Origin of the sequence: Shimia fortis, assembly GCF_040225985.1 — a bacterium.
GTDB lineage: Bacteria > Pseudomonadota > Alphaproteobacteria > Rhodobacterales > Rhodobacteraceae > Shimia.
This window is the reverse complement of sequence record NZ_JBBPEU010000001.1, coordinates 117,741-133,244: the sequence shown is the minus strand read 5'-3', so window position 1 is coordinate 133,244 and position 15,504 is coordinate 117,741. Positions and strand designations below refer to the sequence as shown.

The window sequence follows — 15,504 nt, the reverse complement described above, 5'->3', positions numbered from 1 at the left end:
TTACGCGAAATAGTCCCGCAAAATGCGCGCATAAATCGCCTTGAGTTGCTCGATTTGTGCGACCGGTACGTTTTCATCAACTTGGTGCATGGTTTTCCCAACCAACCCGAATTCCACCACCGGACAGTGGTTCTTAACAAAACGAGCATCCGATGTGCCGCCACTAGTAGAAAGTTCGGGACGGCGACCCGTTTCGCTCTCGACTGCTGCGGCAACGAGATCGGACAGCTGCCCGGGCGGGGTGATGAAGCTTTCACCAGATACCTTGACTTCAAGGTCTATCGAAACGCCGGTTTCCTCGGACACAAGCGTGCTCAGGTCATTCAGCCAAGCGGTTAGGGTGTCGCCGGAATGCATGTCATTGAACCGGATATTGACGGTTGCGCGACATTGCGCGGGAATCACGTTGGTGGCGGGGTTGCCTGTGTCCATGGTCACAATCGCCAGCGTGGATGCATCAAAATGGGCGTTGCCACTGTCCAACTCATGCGTTGCCAGCCGGTTCATCAGGTCGGCCATGGCGGGCAGGGGGTTCTTAGCACGATGCGGGTAAGCAGAGTGACCCTGAACGCCTGTGAAGGTGAACCACGCTGTGAGCGATCCACGTCGTCCGATCTTCATCATGTCGCCCATTTCGTTTGGACAAGTGGGTTCCCCGACAAGGCAGACCGACATCCTTTCGCCCATGCGTTCCATATAATCCAGCAACGCCGTGGTGCCGTCCAGGGCATCGCCCTCTTCATCGCCGGTGATGGTCAGCATAACCGCTCCGTCCGGCGGCGTTTCTTTCACAAAATCAATGGCAGCCGCCACGAAAGCCGCCACGCCGGATTTCATATCAGTCGCCCCACGTCCGAACATGATACCGTCTTTGATCTCCGCGCCAAAAGGATCAACCGACCATGCCGCTTCGTCACCGACGGGGACGACATCCGTATGCCCGTTGAACCCAAAGCTGCGCACGTGCCCTTTTTCGCCCCAGCGGGCAAAAAGGTTGCTGATGCCCTCGCGATCCACGCGGGCACACTCAAAGCCAGCCTCGCTCAGGAGGTTCTCCAACAGGACAAGCGCGCCCCCTTCTTCGGGAGTGACGGACGGACAGCGGATAAGATCAGCAGTCAGCGCCACAGCATCAGTTTTTGACATGGGAACTCCTTATGTCGACAGAACTGTCTTTGAGTTGCTGTTTTCGCACACCACCGTGGGGCCGGAAAGCCACAAAAAGGTGTGTTTTTTCAATGCGCAGGGGTCAAAAGGCTTAACAACGGACCTGATCTGCGGTTTAGTACAGTCAATAAAAATGACCGAGGCAGGTCAACGAGCAGTCAGGCCAAAAGGCCCAATACCAGTCATCCACCGACCTTTATAGGGCCGGGGGTGAACACGTTACACATTCGGGGTTCTTCCCCGATTCTGCACGTGTCCTGCCTTGCTGTTGGCGAGTGGGGCAGTTCAGGTATGGCAAGGTTACCGGTTGATCGAAACGCAACTGCGACGGAAATGGCCGAAACCATTTTCGGTGAAGGTGTGCAGGTTGTATCTGCAACCTATACGGGCGACCGCGATTCTTCCGCGATCTATACAGACGCAGATTCAATCTCGCCCGGTGTTGCCCCGAGCGACACTGGCGTGATCCTGTCGACGGGCGATACACGCTTTTTTGCGAACCGCAACGGCGAGTTCAATCAGGATACCAACCAGACAACAAGTTCGAGCGGTCCGAACAATGTCGCTGAATTCAACGCGATTGCCGGTACGAACACCTATGACGCCGCCTATATGGACATCACGTTCATTCCTACCGGCGACACCATGACAATGCAGTTCGTGTTCGCGTCTGAAGAGTATCCGGAATACGTCAGCTCAATCTATCAGGATTTCGTGGCTGTCTGGGTAAATGACGAACTAGTCCCCATGGATATCGGTAACGGGGATGTCGATCCGGGCAATGTGAATGACGGCGAAAACGAAAGCCTTTTCATTGATAACACGGGGGACGCGTATAACACGGAAATGGATGGTTTCACCATCACCATGACCCTGACGATGGACGTCAATCCGGGTGATGAAAACACCATTCGGATCGCCATCGCCGATGTGTCGGACGCCAGCTACGACTCCAACCTGCTGATCGCGGCGAACTCCGTGCAGACGGCCGTTATTGCCGAAACGGATACGGTAAATATCGGGTTGAATGCCTCGAAAACGGTCGACCTGACCGCGAATGATCAGAACTCGGGTAGTGTGTTGACCATCACGCACATCAACGGACAACCCGTGAGCGCTGGCTCCACAGTTGTTCTGGCCTCTGGGCAATCCATTTTGCTGAACGCGGATGGGACGGTTACACTGACCTCTGATGCGGATACTGAGGTCGCGAATTTCACTTATACGGTGGAAAACGAAAACGGCGTGAGCGACGTTGGCTTCGTGACCATCAACGCAGCGCCATGTTTTGTGGCCGGGACCCTGATCCGCACGCCCATGGGGGATATTCCGGTTGAGGATCTTGAGATCGGGGATCTTGTGGAAACCTATGACGATGGCGCACAGCCGTTACGTTGGATTGGTCACCGTACCGTTCCGGCAGAAGACAAGTTCGCCCCGATTAGGATTGAGGCCGGGACTTTGGGGGATCACGCTGCGCTGCTTGTGTCTCCGCAGCACCGTGTCCTGATCCGTGACAGCTTGGCCGAGCTGTTGTTTGGCGAGACCGAAGTGCTTGTCGCGGCCAAGGATCTTGTGAACGATCAGTCCATCAAACGTCAAAGCGGTGGGACGGTCCAGTATTTCCATATGCTGTTTGACAGGCACCAGATCGTGTTCTCGCAGGGATTGGAAACAGAAAGTTTTCTGCCGGGCCCCCAGATCACCAATATTTTCGAGGCGGAAACGCTTAATGAGATCACCACGATCTTTCCCGAACTGAACACTTTGACCGGCGAAGGGTACAGCCCCGCTGCAAGGAAGATGCTCAAAGGGTTCGAGGTGGATGTCCTGCTGTCCCAAAAGCGAGTTGCATAAGGAGAAGGCTCCATGACCTGGCTTGCCATTGCGGATCACAACACTCAGCTCTTTGCAGCCAACGGGCTGTCCAATGCGAGCAAAGACACACCCTGCACGCGCAGAGACCTTGAGCAGGTCCTGAACACGGGCAGCCTTTTGCTTGAGACACGTTTGTCCCCTCATAGTCAGCCGCAGCTGTTGCTCGGCTTCGAGCGCGGTTTTGAACACGCATTGAAATTCATGATCCGGGCCATTCCGGGCGCCGGAATCTCGCTTGTGCATTCACGGGGTCAGGATGTCTTTCACGGGGTGTTGAGCCATGACTCGCTGTCCCGAACAGATATCCTCAGGGTGACTTACAGTTGGGACATGTCACACAAAAAAGCCCGGATCGCGTTGGAACGGCCCGACACGGGGCTTGCCTTTCAAATCGTTCTCGAAAACCCGTTGCCGATCACCCTGGCAGATGTGCGAGAAATGACCATGAACCGCGCTTTGCGCAGCATGTCGAACGATGTCTTGTTCTTTGGTGTGTCTGACCGGGTCGAGCCGATCGGCCCCATGCCTGGCATTACGTCTTCGACGCCGGTGGCAACGTCATTCGGATACCGTGCGATCGGGGATCTAAAGCGCGGGGACCTGGTCGAGACACTGGATGGGGGCTTGGTGCCGGTCTTACAGGTTATCAAGCGCACCGTTCCTGCCCGCGGGCTGTTTGAACCGGTACGGATGAGGGCGCCCTATTTCGGGTTGGTGCAGGATGTGGTGGTGGCCCCCGAGCAGCGCCTTATCGTGGGTGGCTCGCGGGTCGAGTACATGTTCGGGTCGGAACATGTTCTTGTTCCAGCGCGTCATCTGGTCAACGGCAGTGCTGCGATCAAAGAGTCGGATCATGCGCTTGTGACATACACACAACTGCTCTTGCCCGATCACGAAGCCATCGAAGTCGCGGGAACCTATGTCGAAAGCTTGAACATCGGGCGGATTCGCAGGAAACGCGACCTGCTGCGCTCTACTTTGCTTGCGCCTTATGAACGGGCCCTGCTGCCAGAACACTCGCGCACGGCATTCCCCGTGTTGCGTTCGTTCGAGGCGTTGGTTTTGGCCGAGCAAAGAGCGGCCTAAGGCAACTCGCGTATTTTGTTAGCAGCTCTAGTTAAGGCTGCTTTCATCCGGATCCAGGCATTCTTCGCCGTTGTAGAACTCGGTCATCTGGGCCACCACGACCGAATTTTCATCCAGCGCGCGTTGCATGAGGTCACGTTCGTCTTGGGCGATGTCGTGTCCTTGGGCTTCGCGTTCGGCCAATGTGCCATAGCCGGTCACGTCAAGCGGTGCGAGATCCGCCTGCTTGAGAATCGCGACGGTTTCACGCACGGCTTCTGCTTCATCCACGCCGCTGGCATAGATCATCAGGGCGGCACCCGTTGCGCCTTCGGGCAGACCATCGCCGTCTTTGCGGCCGACCTGAACCAACAGCGTATAAACCTGCTGGCGCGATTTTTTCTGAGGCTTTTCCATGAGTGCGGCCATAGCTGTAAAAATGGACCTTGGTCAACTCTTGTCACGCGGGTGTCCAATTATTGCCACTACGCAAGTGCAGAATACTGGGAAGAAAGCCGCAGCTTTCCCACAAGATTCCTCTGCGAATCTAATGAAAAATACATTTTTGAGCGCGAAACTTTGCGCGTGCGAGTAAATTGAGGTTCGATACATGCCCACTGCATCAGAATTGCCGATCAACACGTCTGCATCAGCCCTGGACATGGCCCAAGCCATGTTTGGCGCGGGCGTCACAGTAGAATCCGCAACATATACCGGGGCGAACAGTGCTTCGGGCATTTTCTCGGACGGCGACACCGTCGCCCCCAACCTGACGCCATCTGACAGTGGTGTAATCCTGTCAACGGGCCAAGCCAGCGATATCACCCGCAGCAGCGGCGATCCGAATCGACAGGCTAATGAATCCACCAATCACGGGCTTGCTGGCGATAGCGACCTGAATGGGATTGCGAATGCCCAGACCTATGACGCTGCCATTCTTGAGGCAACATTTGTCCCCGAGGGTAGTGTTCTGACCATGCAGGTGACATTCTCGTCCGAAGAATACCTTGAATATGTGAATTCGGGGTTCAACGATGCTGTTGGGATCTGGGTCAACGGTGAACAGGCCGAGCTGACGGTCGGTGATGGTGACATCACGATCAACAACATCAACACGACCAGCAACTCGAACCTTTATATCGACAACCCGGCCAATGCAGAGGTCGCCAATACCGAGATGGATGGTTTCACGGTCACCATGACCCTGAAAGCCGATGTAAATCCAGGCGAGGAAAACACCATCAAGATTGCCATCGCCGATGGTGGCGACGCCGTTTACGACAGTAATCTTCTGATCGCTGGGGACTCGGTCCAGACTGCACTTGTCGCCAACGATGATGAGGTGACCCTTGCCCGGAACGCGACCCAGACATTTGATATCGCGGCCAACGACGTCAGCCACACTGGCGTGACGCTCAACATCACGCACATCAACGGCCAAGAGGTTGTGATTGGAGAGCCGATTGATCTTGGCACCGGCGAAACGATCACCTTCAACGGGGATGGCACGATTACAGTCACCACCGACGGTGATATCGGGTCCAACGTGTTTTCATACACGATCGAAGATGCCGACGGGAATACCGATGTCGGCTTCGTCACTGTCACGACGGCCTGTTTTGTCGCGGGCACCAAGATCGTGACCAATACAGGCGAGGTCGCGGTCGAGGATCTGTGCGTCGGCGATCTGGTTCTGACCCGTGACAATGGGTTCCAGCCGTTGCGTTGGATTGGATCAAGCACCAGACTTGCGTCCGGCAAAGATGCCCCGATCCGTTTCGAAGCCGGGGCGCTTGGACAACACGACGCCGTCGAGTTTTCGCCAAACCACCGCGTTCTGATCAACTCGCCTACGGCAGGTCTACTGTTCGGAGAAAACGAGGTATTGGTGAAGGCTAAGGATCTGGTCAATGACATGACCATCCGACGGCGGGTGGACCACAAACCTGTTGTCTATGTGCATATGCTGTTTGATCGTCATGAGATCGTGCGTGGCAACGGGCTGGACAGCGAAAGCTATCATCCCGGTCGCGAAACACTGGACGGCTTTGATACAGAAACACGCGATGAGATTCTGCGGCTCATGCCAAGCATGGATGCCATGACCGGGTTTGGCTATGGACCCACCGCGCGGATCGCGTTGCGCCAGCACGAGGCACGCGCCCTGTTGCGGGTGTGAGGTTTCGTTCAAACGCAAACGAAACGCAAAAGAAGGGCCGGTCGCAGAAAACGACTGGCCCAAAATTTGTGGCGCATTTAGCGCAGGGCGGAGCTTAATCCCGCAGAAGGTCGTTGATTGAGGTCTTAGAGCGGGTTTGTGCATCAACGCGTTTTACGATGACCGCACAATACAGGTTCACACCATTCTTCGAAGGCATGGAGCCCGCCACAACAACCGACCCTGCAGGTACTTCGCCATACATGACTTCGCCCGTTTCGCGATCTACGATCTTGGTCGACTGGCCGATGAACACGCCCATGCCCAGAACCGAGCCTTCGCGGACAATACAGCCTTCGACAACTTCCGAGCGTGCTCCAATAAAGCAGTTGTCTTCAATGATCGTGGGTCCAGCCTGCATCGGTTCCAGAACACCGCCAATCCCAACGCCGCCAGAAAGGTGCACGTTCTTGCCAATCTGGGCGCAAGATCCAACGGTGGCCCAGGTATCGACCATGGTGCCTTCATCAACGTATGCACCAAGGTTCACGAAAGACGGCATCAAGACCACGCCGGGGGCTACATAGGCCGATTTGCGCACGACGCAGTTAGGCACAGCGCGAAAGCCCGCTTCTTTCCATTCGTGGTCACCCCAGCCCTTGAACTTGGAGTCGACCTTGTCCCACCAGCCGCCTCCTTGGGGGCCGCCGTCCTGATGTTCCATATCCTTGATGCGGAACCCGAGAAGCACTGCTTTCTTGGCCCATTGGTTGACGTGCCAATCACCGTTTTCCAGTTTCTCAGCGACGCGCAATTTGCCCGAGTCCAGCGCGTTCAGTGTGGCTTCGATGGCTTCGCGTGTTTCACCACCCGTAGAGGACGTGATGGTATCACGTGCGTCCCACGCGGCTTCGATGGCTTTTTCCAATTGGGCGTTCGACATGTTTTTCGACTCCGAAGTCTCAGGATTTCACGTTGTTTAGCGGTATAGGCACCCACAGACCAGTGCGCAATGCGTCGTGAGGTCAAGGCAGGCGACTGGCGTCATCAGGGTGTCACTGGTCAAGGTCCGGTTTCTTCTCTACCTCTTGAGGTAATCAAAGATAGAAAAGGTAGGTTGATGGAAAATCATCCCCGTTTTAGCCCGCTGCCCAGCGCCCATACCGATCGCGACACAGCAAGCCATGTGCCCGATACGCCGCAGACCAGATCACCGGCCTATCGTCTGGCCTATGCAGATCAGGATTTTCTGTGCAGGGACGAAATGCGTGCAGTGCGTTTGCAGCTTGAACTGCACAAACCGCAACTTGAGCTTATGGAGGAAGGGATCGAGGGCACGATTGTCATGTTTGGAGGTGCGCGCATTCCGGCACCTGCGAAGAAAGAGACAGCCCGTACCCAAACTCTGGCAGATCTCTCGCGGTTTTATGACGAGGCCCGTGAATTTGCGCGGCTCATGACGCTACGCAGTGATGGCAAGACGGACGTGATCGTGACGGGCGGTGGTCCGGGCGTGATGGAAGCTGGAAACCGTGGCGCTGCCGATGCAGGGGGCAAGTCCATCGGACTGAATATCGTACTGCCACACGAGCAGGCTCCGAATGAGTTCGTGACGCCCGAGCTTTGTTTCAACTTCCACTACTTCGCGATCCGCAAAATGCATTTCTTGATGCGGGCGCGGGCGATTTGCATTTTCCCAGGCGGCTTTGGCACTCTGGACGAGTTGTTCGAAGCCCTCACGCTTATTCAAACGGGCCGTATGGAATGCGTGCCATTCCTGCTGTTCGGACGCGCCTTCTGGGAGAAAATCATCAACTGGGAGGCGCTGGCCGATGCCGGCACCATTTCAGAGGATGACCTCAAGCTGTTCCGTTTTGTCGAAACCTCAGAAGAGGCGATCGAAGTTATCGATACGTGGGGCGATTGTGCCCCGCGCGATGTCATTCCGGGTCGGTGATCGGCCTTAGTGGATGTGCGCGGGCAAAACGCCCAGTTCGGTGCCTTGGGGCAGTTTGGTGACGACCTGGGCGCCTTGTACATCCTTGATGGCATAGCCATAGCCCGCAAGCCGGAATTTCCATTCCCGCGGGCTCAGGGCTTTGGCGCGCTCTCGTGTGATCAGATCAAGTGTCGGGCTATCGATGATTGCGCCGCCGATATCTGCATGTGCCATTTTTCAGTCCTCTGATGAGTCATTGTTTACAATTAAGAAACTGACTGTTGATCGGGGCTGAAATTTACCGGAATTGTGAAAAATTGAGGGCAAAGGGTGCGATTGCCCTCAATTCGCGAACAATCGACCGCCTATTTACGGGGATCGCGGAGCTCCTTGAAAAGAAACATTGGGATTAGAATGCCCGCGATAACGGCACCGAGCCAGACAAGCAGGGTCGCCGCCAGAAGGTTGGCAATCCCACCGATGGTGAATCCGGAAATCAGAAGTTCCGTTATAATCAGCCCGACAAAAGTTGTCGCGAGGGCGATCCCCCCCTTAAGCGCCGGAACTCGTTTTTCCGAAAGTTTGTTGATCAAAGGCGAGGTCACGACCTCGATCAGGGTGAAAACCACGACAACGATGATAAAGGACAGGATGTCGATCGAAAAACCGCTAAGCAATAGCATGGCGAGCAAAAGGCCCGCCGCATTACCGATAAGATGAGCGGCGATCGACATTAGGTGACGTGTCATTGGGTAACCTCGCAGAACCTGGATGTTTGGCTCTAAGGTAACGGAAATTTCTCGATATACACCTGTTTTGTGACCCGAAATTCTCTTTCAGTTGGCCCGGGTCATCAGATGCCGACGGTTTGTCCTAGCTGGAAGAAAGGCCGGCTTCCGCCTCGATCTGCTTGCGAGACTTCCGCGCGCGTTCGGTAGCCGATTTCAACTGACCACATGCTGCCATGATATCATCGCCCCTGGTCTTGCGGATCGGAGAGGCATACCCAGCTTGGTAGATGATATTGGCAAAGGCACGGATGCGGTTGTTGGACGAGCGCTTGTAAGGCGATCCGGGCCATTCATTGAAAGGAATCAGATTGATCTTCGCAGGGATATTGTGGCGCTTGATATGTTCGATCAGGCGATGCGCGTCTTCGTCCGTGTCATTCACACCGTCCAGCATGACGTATTCAAAGGTGATCCGCTCGGAGTTTGACACCTTGGGATAGCTTGCCAGCGCTGCCAGAAGCTCTTCAATATTCCAGCGCTTGTTGATCGGGACAAGAACGTCACGCGTTTCGTCCGTCGTCGCATGAAAAGAAATGGCCAGCAAGCAGCCTATTTCTTCGGCGGTGCGGGCAATTTCAGGCACCACACCCGAGGTCGAGAGCGTGATACGGCGACGCGACAGGGAAATTCCTTCCGGGTCCATTGCGATCTTCATCGCGTCGCGCACGTTTTCAAAATTGTACAGCGGTTCGCCCATGCCCATCAGAACAATGTTCGACAACAGGCGCGTTTCATCTTTGGGGGCCCCGGGCACCGGCCATTCATCAAGGTCGTCGCGCGCCATCATCACCTGCCCGACAATTTCCCCGGCGGTCAGGTTACGCACCAGTTTTTGGGTCCCTGTATGGCAGAATGAACAGGTCAGAGTGCACCCGACTTGCGATGAAATGCACAAGGTTCCACGATCGTCTTCGGGGATGTAGACGACTTCAACCTCATGTCCGCCCGCGATGCGCACAAGGTATTTACGTGTACCGTCTTCAGAGACCAGTTTGCTGACGACTTCGGGAATCTGGATAACGAACTTTTCGGCCAGATCTGCGCGATAAGCCTTGGACAGGTTTGTCATCTCGGCAAAGTCACGTTTGCCCCACTGGTAGATCCACTGCCAGATTTGGCCGACCCGCATCTTTGCCTGCTTTTCCGGAGTGCCATTTTCAATCAACACCGTGCGCATGGCATCACGCGTCAGCCCGACAAGGTTGATCTTGTCGCTTTCCGGCAATTTTCGCGGAATGGTCATTACATCCTGCGTGACAGGGGCGCTGGTCGTCATCGGATCGGTCCTGTTGCGAAATCAAAGGCGTGGCATACACCATTTGGTCGCAAAAGCAAACAAAACAAGGCTCAGGCGGCGGATTTCGCACTCAGCGCAAGGGGCACCTCAAAACGTTTGAGACAGCGCCGTGCAGTATCCCCGTTGCTGGCCAATGATAAAAGCTCGGGGAACATTCGCAGAATTTCGTCGCGGGTCTCGTGTTCGAACTGGTCGAAGGTTTCGCCGGCGGGGTGAAAGCTCTCGGTCAGCAGCCCGTCTGACAGAATGATCGCGTGCTGATCAAGAAGGATGTGGAAATACTCTGGTTGGGGCACATAAGAGACCTGCCTAATGCCCTTCCATCCGATCAGGTGCTTGGCCGGAATCAGAACCTCGCGGTCCGAAAAGAAAACCTCGTAGCTAGCATCCTGCATGAAAATCCGGTGGTTGGGAGATATGTATAAATCCCGCGCGGGAACGCCGCGGCCCATGGCGCTTCTCGGAATGCAGACCGGGGCGTTTGCCTCGAAATTGGCGCCTCGGGCATCTGCGGTGAACGACCCGATCCACCGGATCGGAGCAAAGCCGCCATCGCGCACGACCACGCGGTCTCCCGGGCGCAGGTTTTCGACGGCCACTTCGCCGCGCTTGGTTGCGATCAAGGTGCCCGATAGGAAACAAGGGATGGAGCCTTCGTTGATCGGGCCTGTCGTCCAGGATCCGTCGCCATCCAGTTGAACCGACTCATTCTGGTTATTTCCGGTGGATCCGATCTGGGTAGAGGACACCCCGGCGGCGGGTCCGGTGGCGGGGGTTACAACACTATCAAACGACACAAAGTCGATCAGAATGCCATCTTGAACAAGCGCGACCGCCCCATTCTTATGAACACCTGTCGACAGCGTGTACACATCTTTGCCGAACATGGTGTCCTGATAGACACCAATCCCGTCGGTAGAGCGTATATTGCCATTGGGGTGGTAAACGACGATCTGGATCGTCGATACATCCGTGCCCTGTGCAATCGACACTTCGATGAAATCGTCACTGGCAGCGCCGCGATACTTGATCTCGGTGATTTCCGGGGTTGGCATGCTCGTCCTCCAACAGGGTTTGAACCGGACGGTTGCTCCGAACGGTTTCCCCCAGTGGTGACGATGTGGCGATCTTAGGTCCTGGCAGTGACCTGCAGCAGCCCGCTTTGGCGCGGACTAAAAGGGGTGCGCTACTTGCAGCGTTTTTCGGCGTCCTCAACAGCCGCAGTGAAACCCAGCAACGAGAAGGTATCTTCTGTTTTTGTCCCGCGTGACGAACGCGCGGTCAGCTTGGCTTCTGAACCCCGCTTCATGGCGGCCACGATCTTGGCGTCGTCCGATGGTGTCGCGGGCCAGGCCCATTCGCCTTCCGTGATCAGAACATGTTTGCTGCCGTCGATTTCCAGATCCACCATGGACCCGCTTGCAAATGGATATCCGCCGGTAAACCCGACCTGTCCGCTGACATTCGCGGTCGGGCGATAGAATACCATGAACAGGATATCGCTACGGCGCACCGCAACCACACGGCCATCCTTGGTGTTGACGCTTTCTTTCGCGGTACTGACAGCCCAGCATTCACGGGGCTCTTTGGCCTCAAAGACGCTCCAGTCCGTCATGGCAGCGACCTGATTTGTGCTGCTTTGCTGCGCATGCGCGATACCAGATGCCAGCGCCATGGCAGACGCGGCAAGAATGCTCACGAAACGTGATCCCATATGTACAGCCTCCAAGCTGTGATTGCCTCAGTGGCCCGGTTCCCATCGTTCGTGGTTTTTTTGACCGGGGCGTTTTCATCTCGATACAATCATACTAGCCTGATTTGGCCAGATGGGAAAAGACCCGTTGGCACAATTTTGCCCATTGATCGAAAGGTAAAACATGGCGCAGGCGGTTCCCATGGTCGAAATCTGGCGCGGGCCTTTTCTGGAAAGCATGCATCACGGCCACGCGGTGGTCTGTGATGCGGCGGGACAGATTGTCGAGGCATGGGGTGATCCCGATGCAGTTGTCTTGCCGCGCTCATCGTCGAAAATGCTGCAGGCCCTGCCTTTGCTCGAAAGTGGCGCGGCAGCGGATGCTGGTTTGACGGATGAACAATTGGCCCTTGCCTGTGCATCCCACAATGGCGCAGAAATTCACTCTTCGCGCGTGCGTGCGTGGCTTCGGGATCTCGGAAAGTCGGATGATGATTTCTGCTGTGGGCCGCAGGAACCACGCGACATTGCAGCACGTAACGAGCTGATCAAAGAAGACAAACCCGTTTGCCGCTATCACAACAACTGTTCCGGCAAGCATTCGGGATTCTTGACGCTGACCAAATACCTTAAAGCAGGACCAGATTATGTCGACCTTGATCACCCCGTTCAAAAAGCCGTCAAAGCCGTGTTCGAGGAAGTGACCCAAGAGGAAACGCCCGGCTATGGGATCGACGGATGCTCGGCGCCGAATTTTGCCACGACGATGCATGGTATGGCACGGGCCATGGCTTTTTTTGCCAGTGCGAATCCGGATGGAAACCTTCGCGAGTCTGCCGCGGCCAAACTGACCCGAGCGATGACCACTTATCCTGAACTTGTGGCGGGAGAGGGTCGCGCATGCACCGATTTGATGCGCGCCATGGACAGCAAGGTGGCTGTCAAGACTGGTGCCGAGGCCTACTTCATCGCCATCATTCCCGAGAAGAAGCTGGGGGTGTCGTTGAAAATCGTCGACGGAGGCACTCGGGGCGCGGAATGCGCGATTGCGGCTATTCTGGTGAAACTGGGGGTATTGGGGGCAACGCATCCTCTTGCCCAGAAATATATCAACGGGCCCATCCAGAACTGGGACGGTCTCGTAACGGGGCGCATGAAACCTGCAGAAGGATTTATGTGATCAACGCGACGTAAGGGCGTGTCTGGCCGATTTTCGCCAGCAAAGCACTTCTGTTAGACGAATTCGGATTTTGCATAGCCCTGAATATAAAGCAGGGCCGTCAGGTCACCGTGGTTGATGCGGATATCGCATTCTGCGGCGACCGACGGCTTGGCATGAAGCGCCACACCCGCCCCTGCCAGTTGCAGCATCCCGAGGTCATTCGCCCCATCGCCCACAGCCATGACATCGGCATGTGCAATGCCAAGGCGTTCGGTGATTTCTTCAAGAGCCTGCACCTTGGCCTCGCGCCCCAAGATCGGGCGGCCCACATCGCCGGTAAGTTTTCCGTTTTCGACAAGCAGCGCATTGGCGCGGTTTTCATCGAACCCGAGTTCCGTCGCCACCTTTGATGTAAAGGCCGTGAAGCCGCCAGAGACCAATGCAGCATAGGCCCCTTGCGCCTTTATCGTGGCCAGCAAGGTCGCACCGCCCGGCATGAATGTAATTCTTTCGGACAGAACCTTGGCGATAACAGATTCATCAAGACCTTTCAGAAGACCAACTCGTTCAGTCAGGGCGCCCTCGAAATCCAGTTCGCCGTTCATGGCGCGGGCGGTAATGTCCTTGACACGGTCCCCGACCCCGGCCTCTTCGGCTAGTTCGTCGATGCATTCCTGTTGGATCATGGTGGAATCCATGTCGGCCAAAAGCATTTTCTTTCTGCGACCGTCAGCCGGAATGATCACAAGGTCCACTCCCATCTTTTGTAGGTCTTCCCAGACAACCCAACGGTTCTCTGGCATGACATCCAGAGAAAACTCGGCAGCTTCATCCGGCGCGAGCCAGACCGCATCCCCTCCACCCCAGGCATTGCGCAGAGAGTCGACCAGCGCAGGGTCAAGCGAGCGGGACGCGGGGGCGGTAAGCAAGATTGCGTTAAACATCTGTGTCTCCTTTGAGTCGGGAGGCTCCTAGCAAACAGGTTGATCTGTGACCAGTGTTTCAGATCGGGTTTCGCAAGTTTCCTATAGGCGTCTTTTTCCGTCGGTTTTGATTTTTGAACCGTCGCACATGTGACATTTTCTGACTTGTGCCGTCAGACCAATGGCCCTATGTCCATCCGTGGGACACCCCTCCCCAACGAGGGGCGCTTATCTGGAAGGGTAGCATTCATGGCTATTGAACAACCGGCAACGCGGCCGGCAAACCCGCGTTTTTCCTCTGGCCCCTGCGCCAAACCCCCCACATTCGATGTCACCAAACTCGCCGACGCCGCTCTGGGCCGCTCGCACCGTGCCGCCATTGGCAAGGACAAGCTGAAGGCCGCGATCGAAGGCACGCGCGAAGTTCTGGGCATCCCCGCTGATTACAAGATCGGCATCGTTCCCGCCTCGGATACCGGCGCGGTCGAAATGGCCCTGTGGTCGCTTCTGGGCGAACGCAAGGTCGAGATGCTGGCATGGGAAAGCTTCGGCTCTGGCTGGGTCACCGACGTGGTGAAACAGCTCAAGATCGACGCCGAGGTAAAAACCGCCGACTACGGCCAGATCGTTGATCTCGCTTCGGTCGATTGCAACAACGATGTTGTCTTCACATGGAACGGCACCACCGCCGGTGTGCGCGTCCCCAACGCCGATTGGATCGCGGATGACCGCGAAGGCCTGACCATCTGCGACGCCACTTCGGCCGCCTTCGCAATGGACCTGCCCTGGGACAAGCTCGATGTGACGACCTTCTCCTGGCAGAAGGTTCTGGGCGGCGAAGCGGCCCACGGCATGTTGATCCTCAGCCCCCGCGCTGTGGAACGTCTGGAAAGCTACACCCCCGCATGGCCGCTGCCGAAAATCTTCCGCCTGACCAAAGGTGGCAAGCTCATCGACGGCATCTTCACCGGCGCCACCATCAACACCCCCTCGATGCTCGCCGTCGAAGACTACCTCTTCGCGCTCGACTGGGCCCGCTCGGTCGGTGGCCTCAAGGGTCTGATCGCCCGCGCCGATGCCAACGCACAGGCCGTGTTCGATTTCTGCGACGCAAATGACTGGATCGCCAACCTCGCCGAAGATGACGCGACCCGTTCGAACACCAGCGTTTGCCTCAAGTTCACCGATGACCGCATCAAGGATGGCGCCGCCTTTGCCAAGGCCGTCGCCAAGCGCCTTGAGAACGAGAACATCGCGCTCGACATCGGCGCCTATCGCGATGCCCCCGCGGGCCTGCGCATCTGGTGCGGCGGCACGGTCGAAACTGCGGACATCGAAGCCATGCTGCCTTGGCTCGCATGGGCCTTTGAAGCCGAAATCGAAGCACAAGCCTGAGACCAAGGTGCGTGCAAGCACGCACCCTACCACAAC

Annotated in this window: 15 protein-coding genes; 6 read left to right on the top strand and 9 right to left on the bottom strand. The window is 56.3% G+C overall.

The window, feature by feature from the left end:
- Entirely contained in the window at positions 1-1,146 is a 1,146-nt protein-coding gene (gene dapE, locus WNE31_RS00610) for a succinyl-diaminopimelate desuccinylase (RefSeq protein WP_349977645.1), read from the bottom strand.
- Between the two features lie 354 nt (positions 1,147-1,500).
- Between dapE and WNE31_RS00605 the strand changes: the two genes are divergently transcribed.
- On the top strand, positions 1,501-3,024 hold the full coding sequence (locus WNE31_RS00605; protein ID WP_349977644.1) for a Hint domain-containing protein: 1,524 nt from the start codon (positions 1,501-1,503) through the stop codon (positions 3,022-3,024).
- A gap of 12 nt (positions 3,025-3,036) precedes the next feature.
- A complete protein-coding gene (locus WNE31_RS00600; RefSeq protein WP_349977643.1) occupies positions 3,037-4,131 on the top strand; it encodes a Hint domain-containing protein in 1,095 nt (364 codons plus the stop codon).
- Positions 4,132-4,158: 27 nt separating this feature from the next.
- Here WNE31_RS00600 and WNE31_RS00595 read toward each other — a convergent pair whose 3' ends face one another.
- Positions 4,159-4,527 (bottom strand): hypothetical protein, encoded by a 369-nt coding sequence (locus WNE31_RS00595; RefSeq protein ID WP_349977642.1) that lies wholly within the window; start codon positions 4,525-4,527, stop codon positions 4,159-4,161.
- A gap of 193 nt (positions 4,528-4,720) precedes the next feature.
- On the opposite strand from WNE31_RS00595, the gene WNE31_RS00590 reads away from it, so the two are divergent.
- Entirely contained in the window at positions 4,721-6,289 is a 1,569-nt protein-coding gene (locus tag WNE31_RS00590) for a choice-of-anchor L domain-containing protein (RefSeq protein WP_349977641.1), read from the top strand.
- A gap of 94 nt (positions 6,290-6,383) precedes the next feature.
- Here the strand turns inward: WNE31_RS00590 and dapD are convergent, their stop codons facing one another.
- Positions 6,384-7,211: a 2,3,4,5-tetrahydropyridine-2,6-dicarboxylate N-succinyltransferase gene (gene dapD, locus WNE31_RS00585; RefSeq protein WP_349977640.1), complete on the bottom strand. Its 828-nt coding sequence runs from the start codon at positions 7,209-7,211 to the stop codon at positions 6,384-6,386.
- 177 nt (positions 7,212-7,388) lie between these two features.
- Here dapD and WNE31_RS00580 point away from each other — a divergent pair, with 177 nt between their 5' ends.
- Positions 7,389-8,225 carry an LOG family protein gene (locus tag WNE31_RS00580; protein ID WP_349977639.1) on the top strand — a complete coding sequence of 279 codons (837 nt, stop codon included), beginning with the start codon at positions 7,389-7,391 and terminating at the stop codon, positions 8,223-8,225.
- A gap of 6 nt (positions 8,226-8,231) precedes the next feature.
- Here WNE31_RS00580 and WNE31_RS00575 read toward each other — a convergent pair whose 3' ends face one another.
- The 5 genes from WNE31_RS00575 to WNE31_RS00555 form a co-directional block, all read right to left on the bottom strand.
- Positions 8,232-8,441, bottom strand: coding sequence for a hypothetical protein (locus WNE31_RS00575; RefSeq protein WP_349977638.1), 210 nt, complete (start codon positions 8,439-8,441; stop codon positions 8,232-8,234).
- 131 nt (positions 8,442-8,572) lie between these two features.
- Complete coding sequence (locus tag WNE31_RS00570) at positions 8,573-8,956, bottom strand: hypothetical protein (RefSeq protein WP_349977637.1); 384 nt, start codon at positions 8,954-8,956, stop codon at positions 8,573-8,575.
- A gap of 124 nt (positions 8,957-9,080) precedes the next feature.
- Positions 9,081-10,274, bottom strand: coding sequence for a dual-specificity RNA methyltransferase RlmN (rlmN, locus tag WNE31_RS00565; protein WP_349977636.1), 1,194 nt, complete (start codon positions 10,272-10,274; stop codon positions 9,081-9,083).
- A gap of 71 nt (positions 10,275-10,345) precedes the next feature.
- Entirely contained in the window at positions 10,346-11,350 is a 1,005-nt protein-coding gene (locus tag WNE31_RS00560) for a Hint domain-containing protein (RefSeq protein ID WP_349977635.1), read from the bottom strand.
- Between the two features lie 131 nt (positions 11,351-11,481).
- Complete coding sequence (locus WNE31_RS00555) at positions 11,482-12,009, bottom strand: invasion associated locus B family protein (RefSeq protein ID WP_349977634.1); 528 nt, start codon at positions 12,007-12,009, stop codon at positions 11,482-11,484.
- A gap of 181 nt (positions 12,010-12,190) precedes the next feature.
- Between WNE31_RS00555 and WNE31_RS00550 the strand changes: the two genes are divergently transcribed.
- Entirely contained in the window at positions 12,191-13,168 is a 978-nt protein-coding gene (locus tag WNE31_RS00550) for an asparaginase (RefSeq protein WP_349977633.1), read from the top strand.
- 53 nt (positions 13,169-13,221) lie between these two features.
- Here the strand turns inward: WNE31_RS00550 and serB are convergent, their stop codons facing one another.
- On the bottom strand, positions 13,222-14,094 hold the full coding sequence (gene serB / locus WNE31_RS00545) for a phosphoserine phosphatase SerB (RefSeq protein WP_349977632.1): 873 nt from the start codon (positions 14,092-14,094) through the stop codon (positions 13,222-13,224).
- 228 nt (positions 14,095-14,322) lie between these two features.
- Here serB and WNE31_RS00540 point away from each other — a divergent pair, with 228 nt between their 5' ends.
- The gene (locus tag WNE31_RS00540) at positions 14,323-15,468 is read left to right on the top strand and encodes a phosphoserine transaminase (RefSeq protein ID WP_349977631.1); all 1,146 of its coding nucleotides are present in this window, start codon (positions 14,323-14,325) and stop codon (positions 15,466-15,468) included.
- Positions 15,469-15,504 lie beyond the last annotated feature (36 nt).

Bases quoted from the DNA above. Each gene is read 5' to 3' on its own strand.
- dapE (WP_349977645.1), bottom strand. From the start codon at position 1,146: ATGTCAAAAACTGATGCTGTGGCGCTGACTGCTGATCTTATCCGCTGT.
- WNE31_RS00605 (WP_349977644.1), top strand. From the start codon at position 1,501: ATGGCCGAAACCATTTTCGGTGAAGGTGTGCAGGTTGTATCTGCAACC.
- WNE31_RS00600 (WP_349977643.1), top strand. From the start codon at position 3,037: ATGACCTGGCTTGCCATTGCGGATCACAACACTCAGCTCTTTGCAGCC.
- WNE31_RS00595 (WP_349977642.1), bottom strand. From the start codon at position 4,527: ATGGAAAAGCCTCAGAAAAAATCGCGCCAGCAGGTTTATACGCTGTTG.
- WNE31_RS00590 (WP_349977641.1), top strand. From the start codon at position 4,721: ATGCCCACTGCATCAGAATTGCCGATCAACACGTCTGCATCAGCCCTG.
- dapD (WP_349977640.1), bottom strand. From the start codon at position 7,211: ATGTCGAACGCCCAATTGGAAAAAGCCATCGAAGCCGCGTGGGACGCA.
- WNE31_RS00580 (WP_349977639.1), top strand. From the start codon at position 7,389: ATGGAAAATCATCCCCGTTTTAGCCCGCTGCCCAGCGCCCATACCGAT.
- WNE31_RS00575 (WP_349977638.1), bottom strand. From the start codon at position 8,441: ATGGCACATGCAGATATCGGCGGCGCAATCATCGATAGCCCGACACTT.
- WNE31_RS00570 (WP_349977637.1), bottom strand. From the start codon at position 8,956: ATGACACGTCACCTAATGTCGATCGCCGCTCATCTTATCGGTAATGCG.
- rlmN (WP_349977636.1), bottom strand. From the start codon at position 10,274: ATGACGACCAGCGCCCCTGTCACGCAGGATGTAATGACCATTCCGCGA.
- WNE31_RS00560 (WP_349977635.1), bottom strand. From the start codon at position 11,350: ATGCCAACCCCGGAAATCACCGAGATCAAGTATCGCGGCGCTGCCAGT.
- WNE31_RS00555 (WP_349977634.1), bottom strand. From the start codon at position 12,009: ATGGGATCACGTTTCGTGAGCATTCTTGCCGCGTCTGCCATGGCGCTG.
- WNE31_RS00550 (WP_349977633.1), top strand. From the start codon at position 12,191: ATGGTCGAAATCTGGCGCGGGCCTTTTCTGGAAAGCATGCATCACGGC.
- serB (WP_349977632.1), bottom strand. From the start codon at position 14,094: ATGTTTAACGCAATCTTGCTTACCGCCCCCGCGTCCCGCTCGCTTGAC.
- WNE31_RS00540 (WP_349977631.1), top strand. From the start codon at position 14,323: ATGGCTATTGAACAACCGGCAACGCGGCCGGCAAACCCGCGTTTTTCC.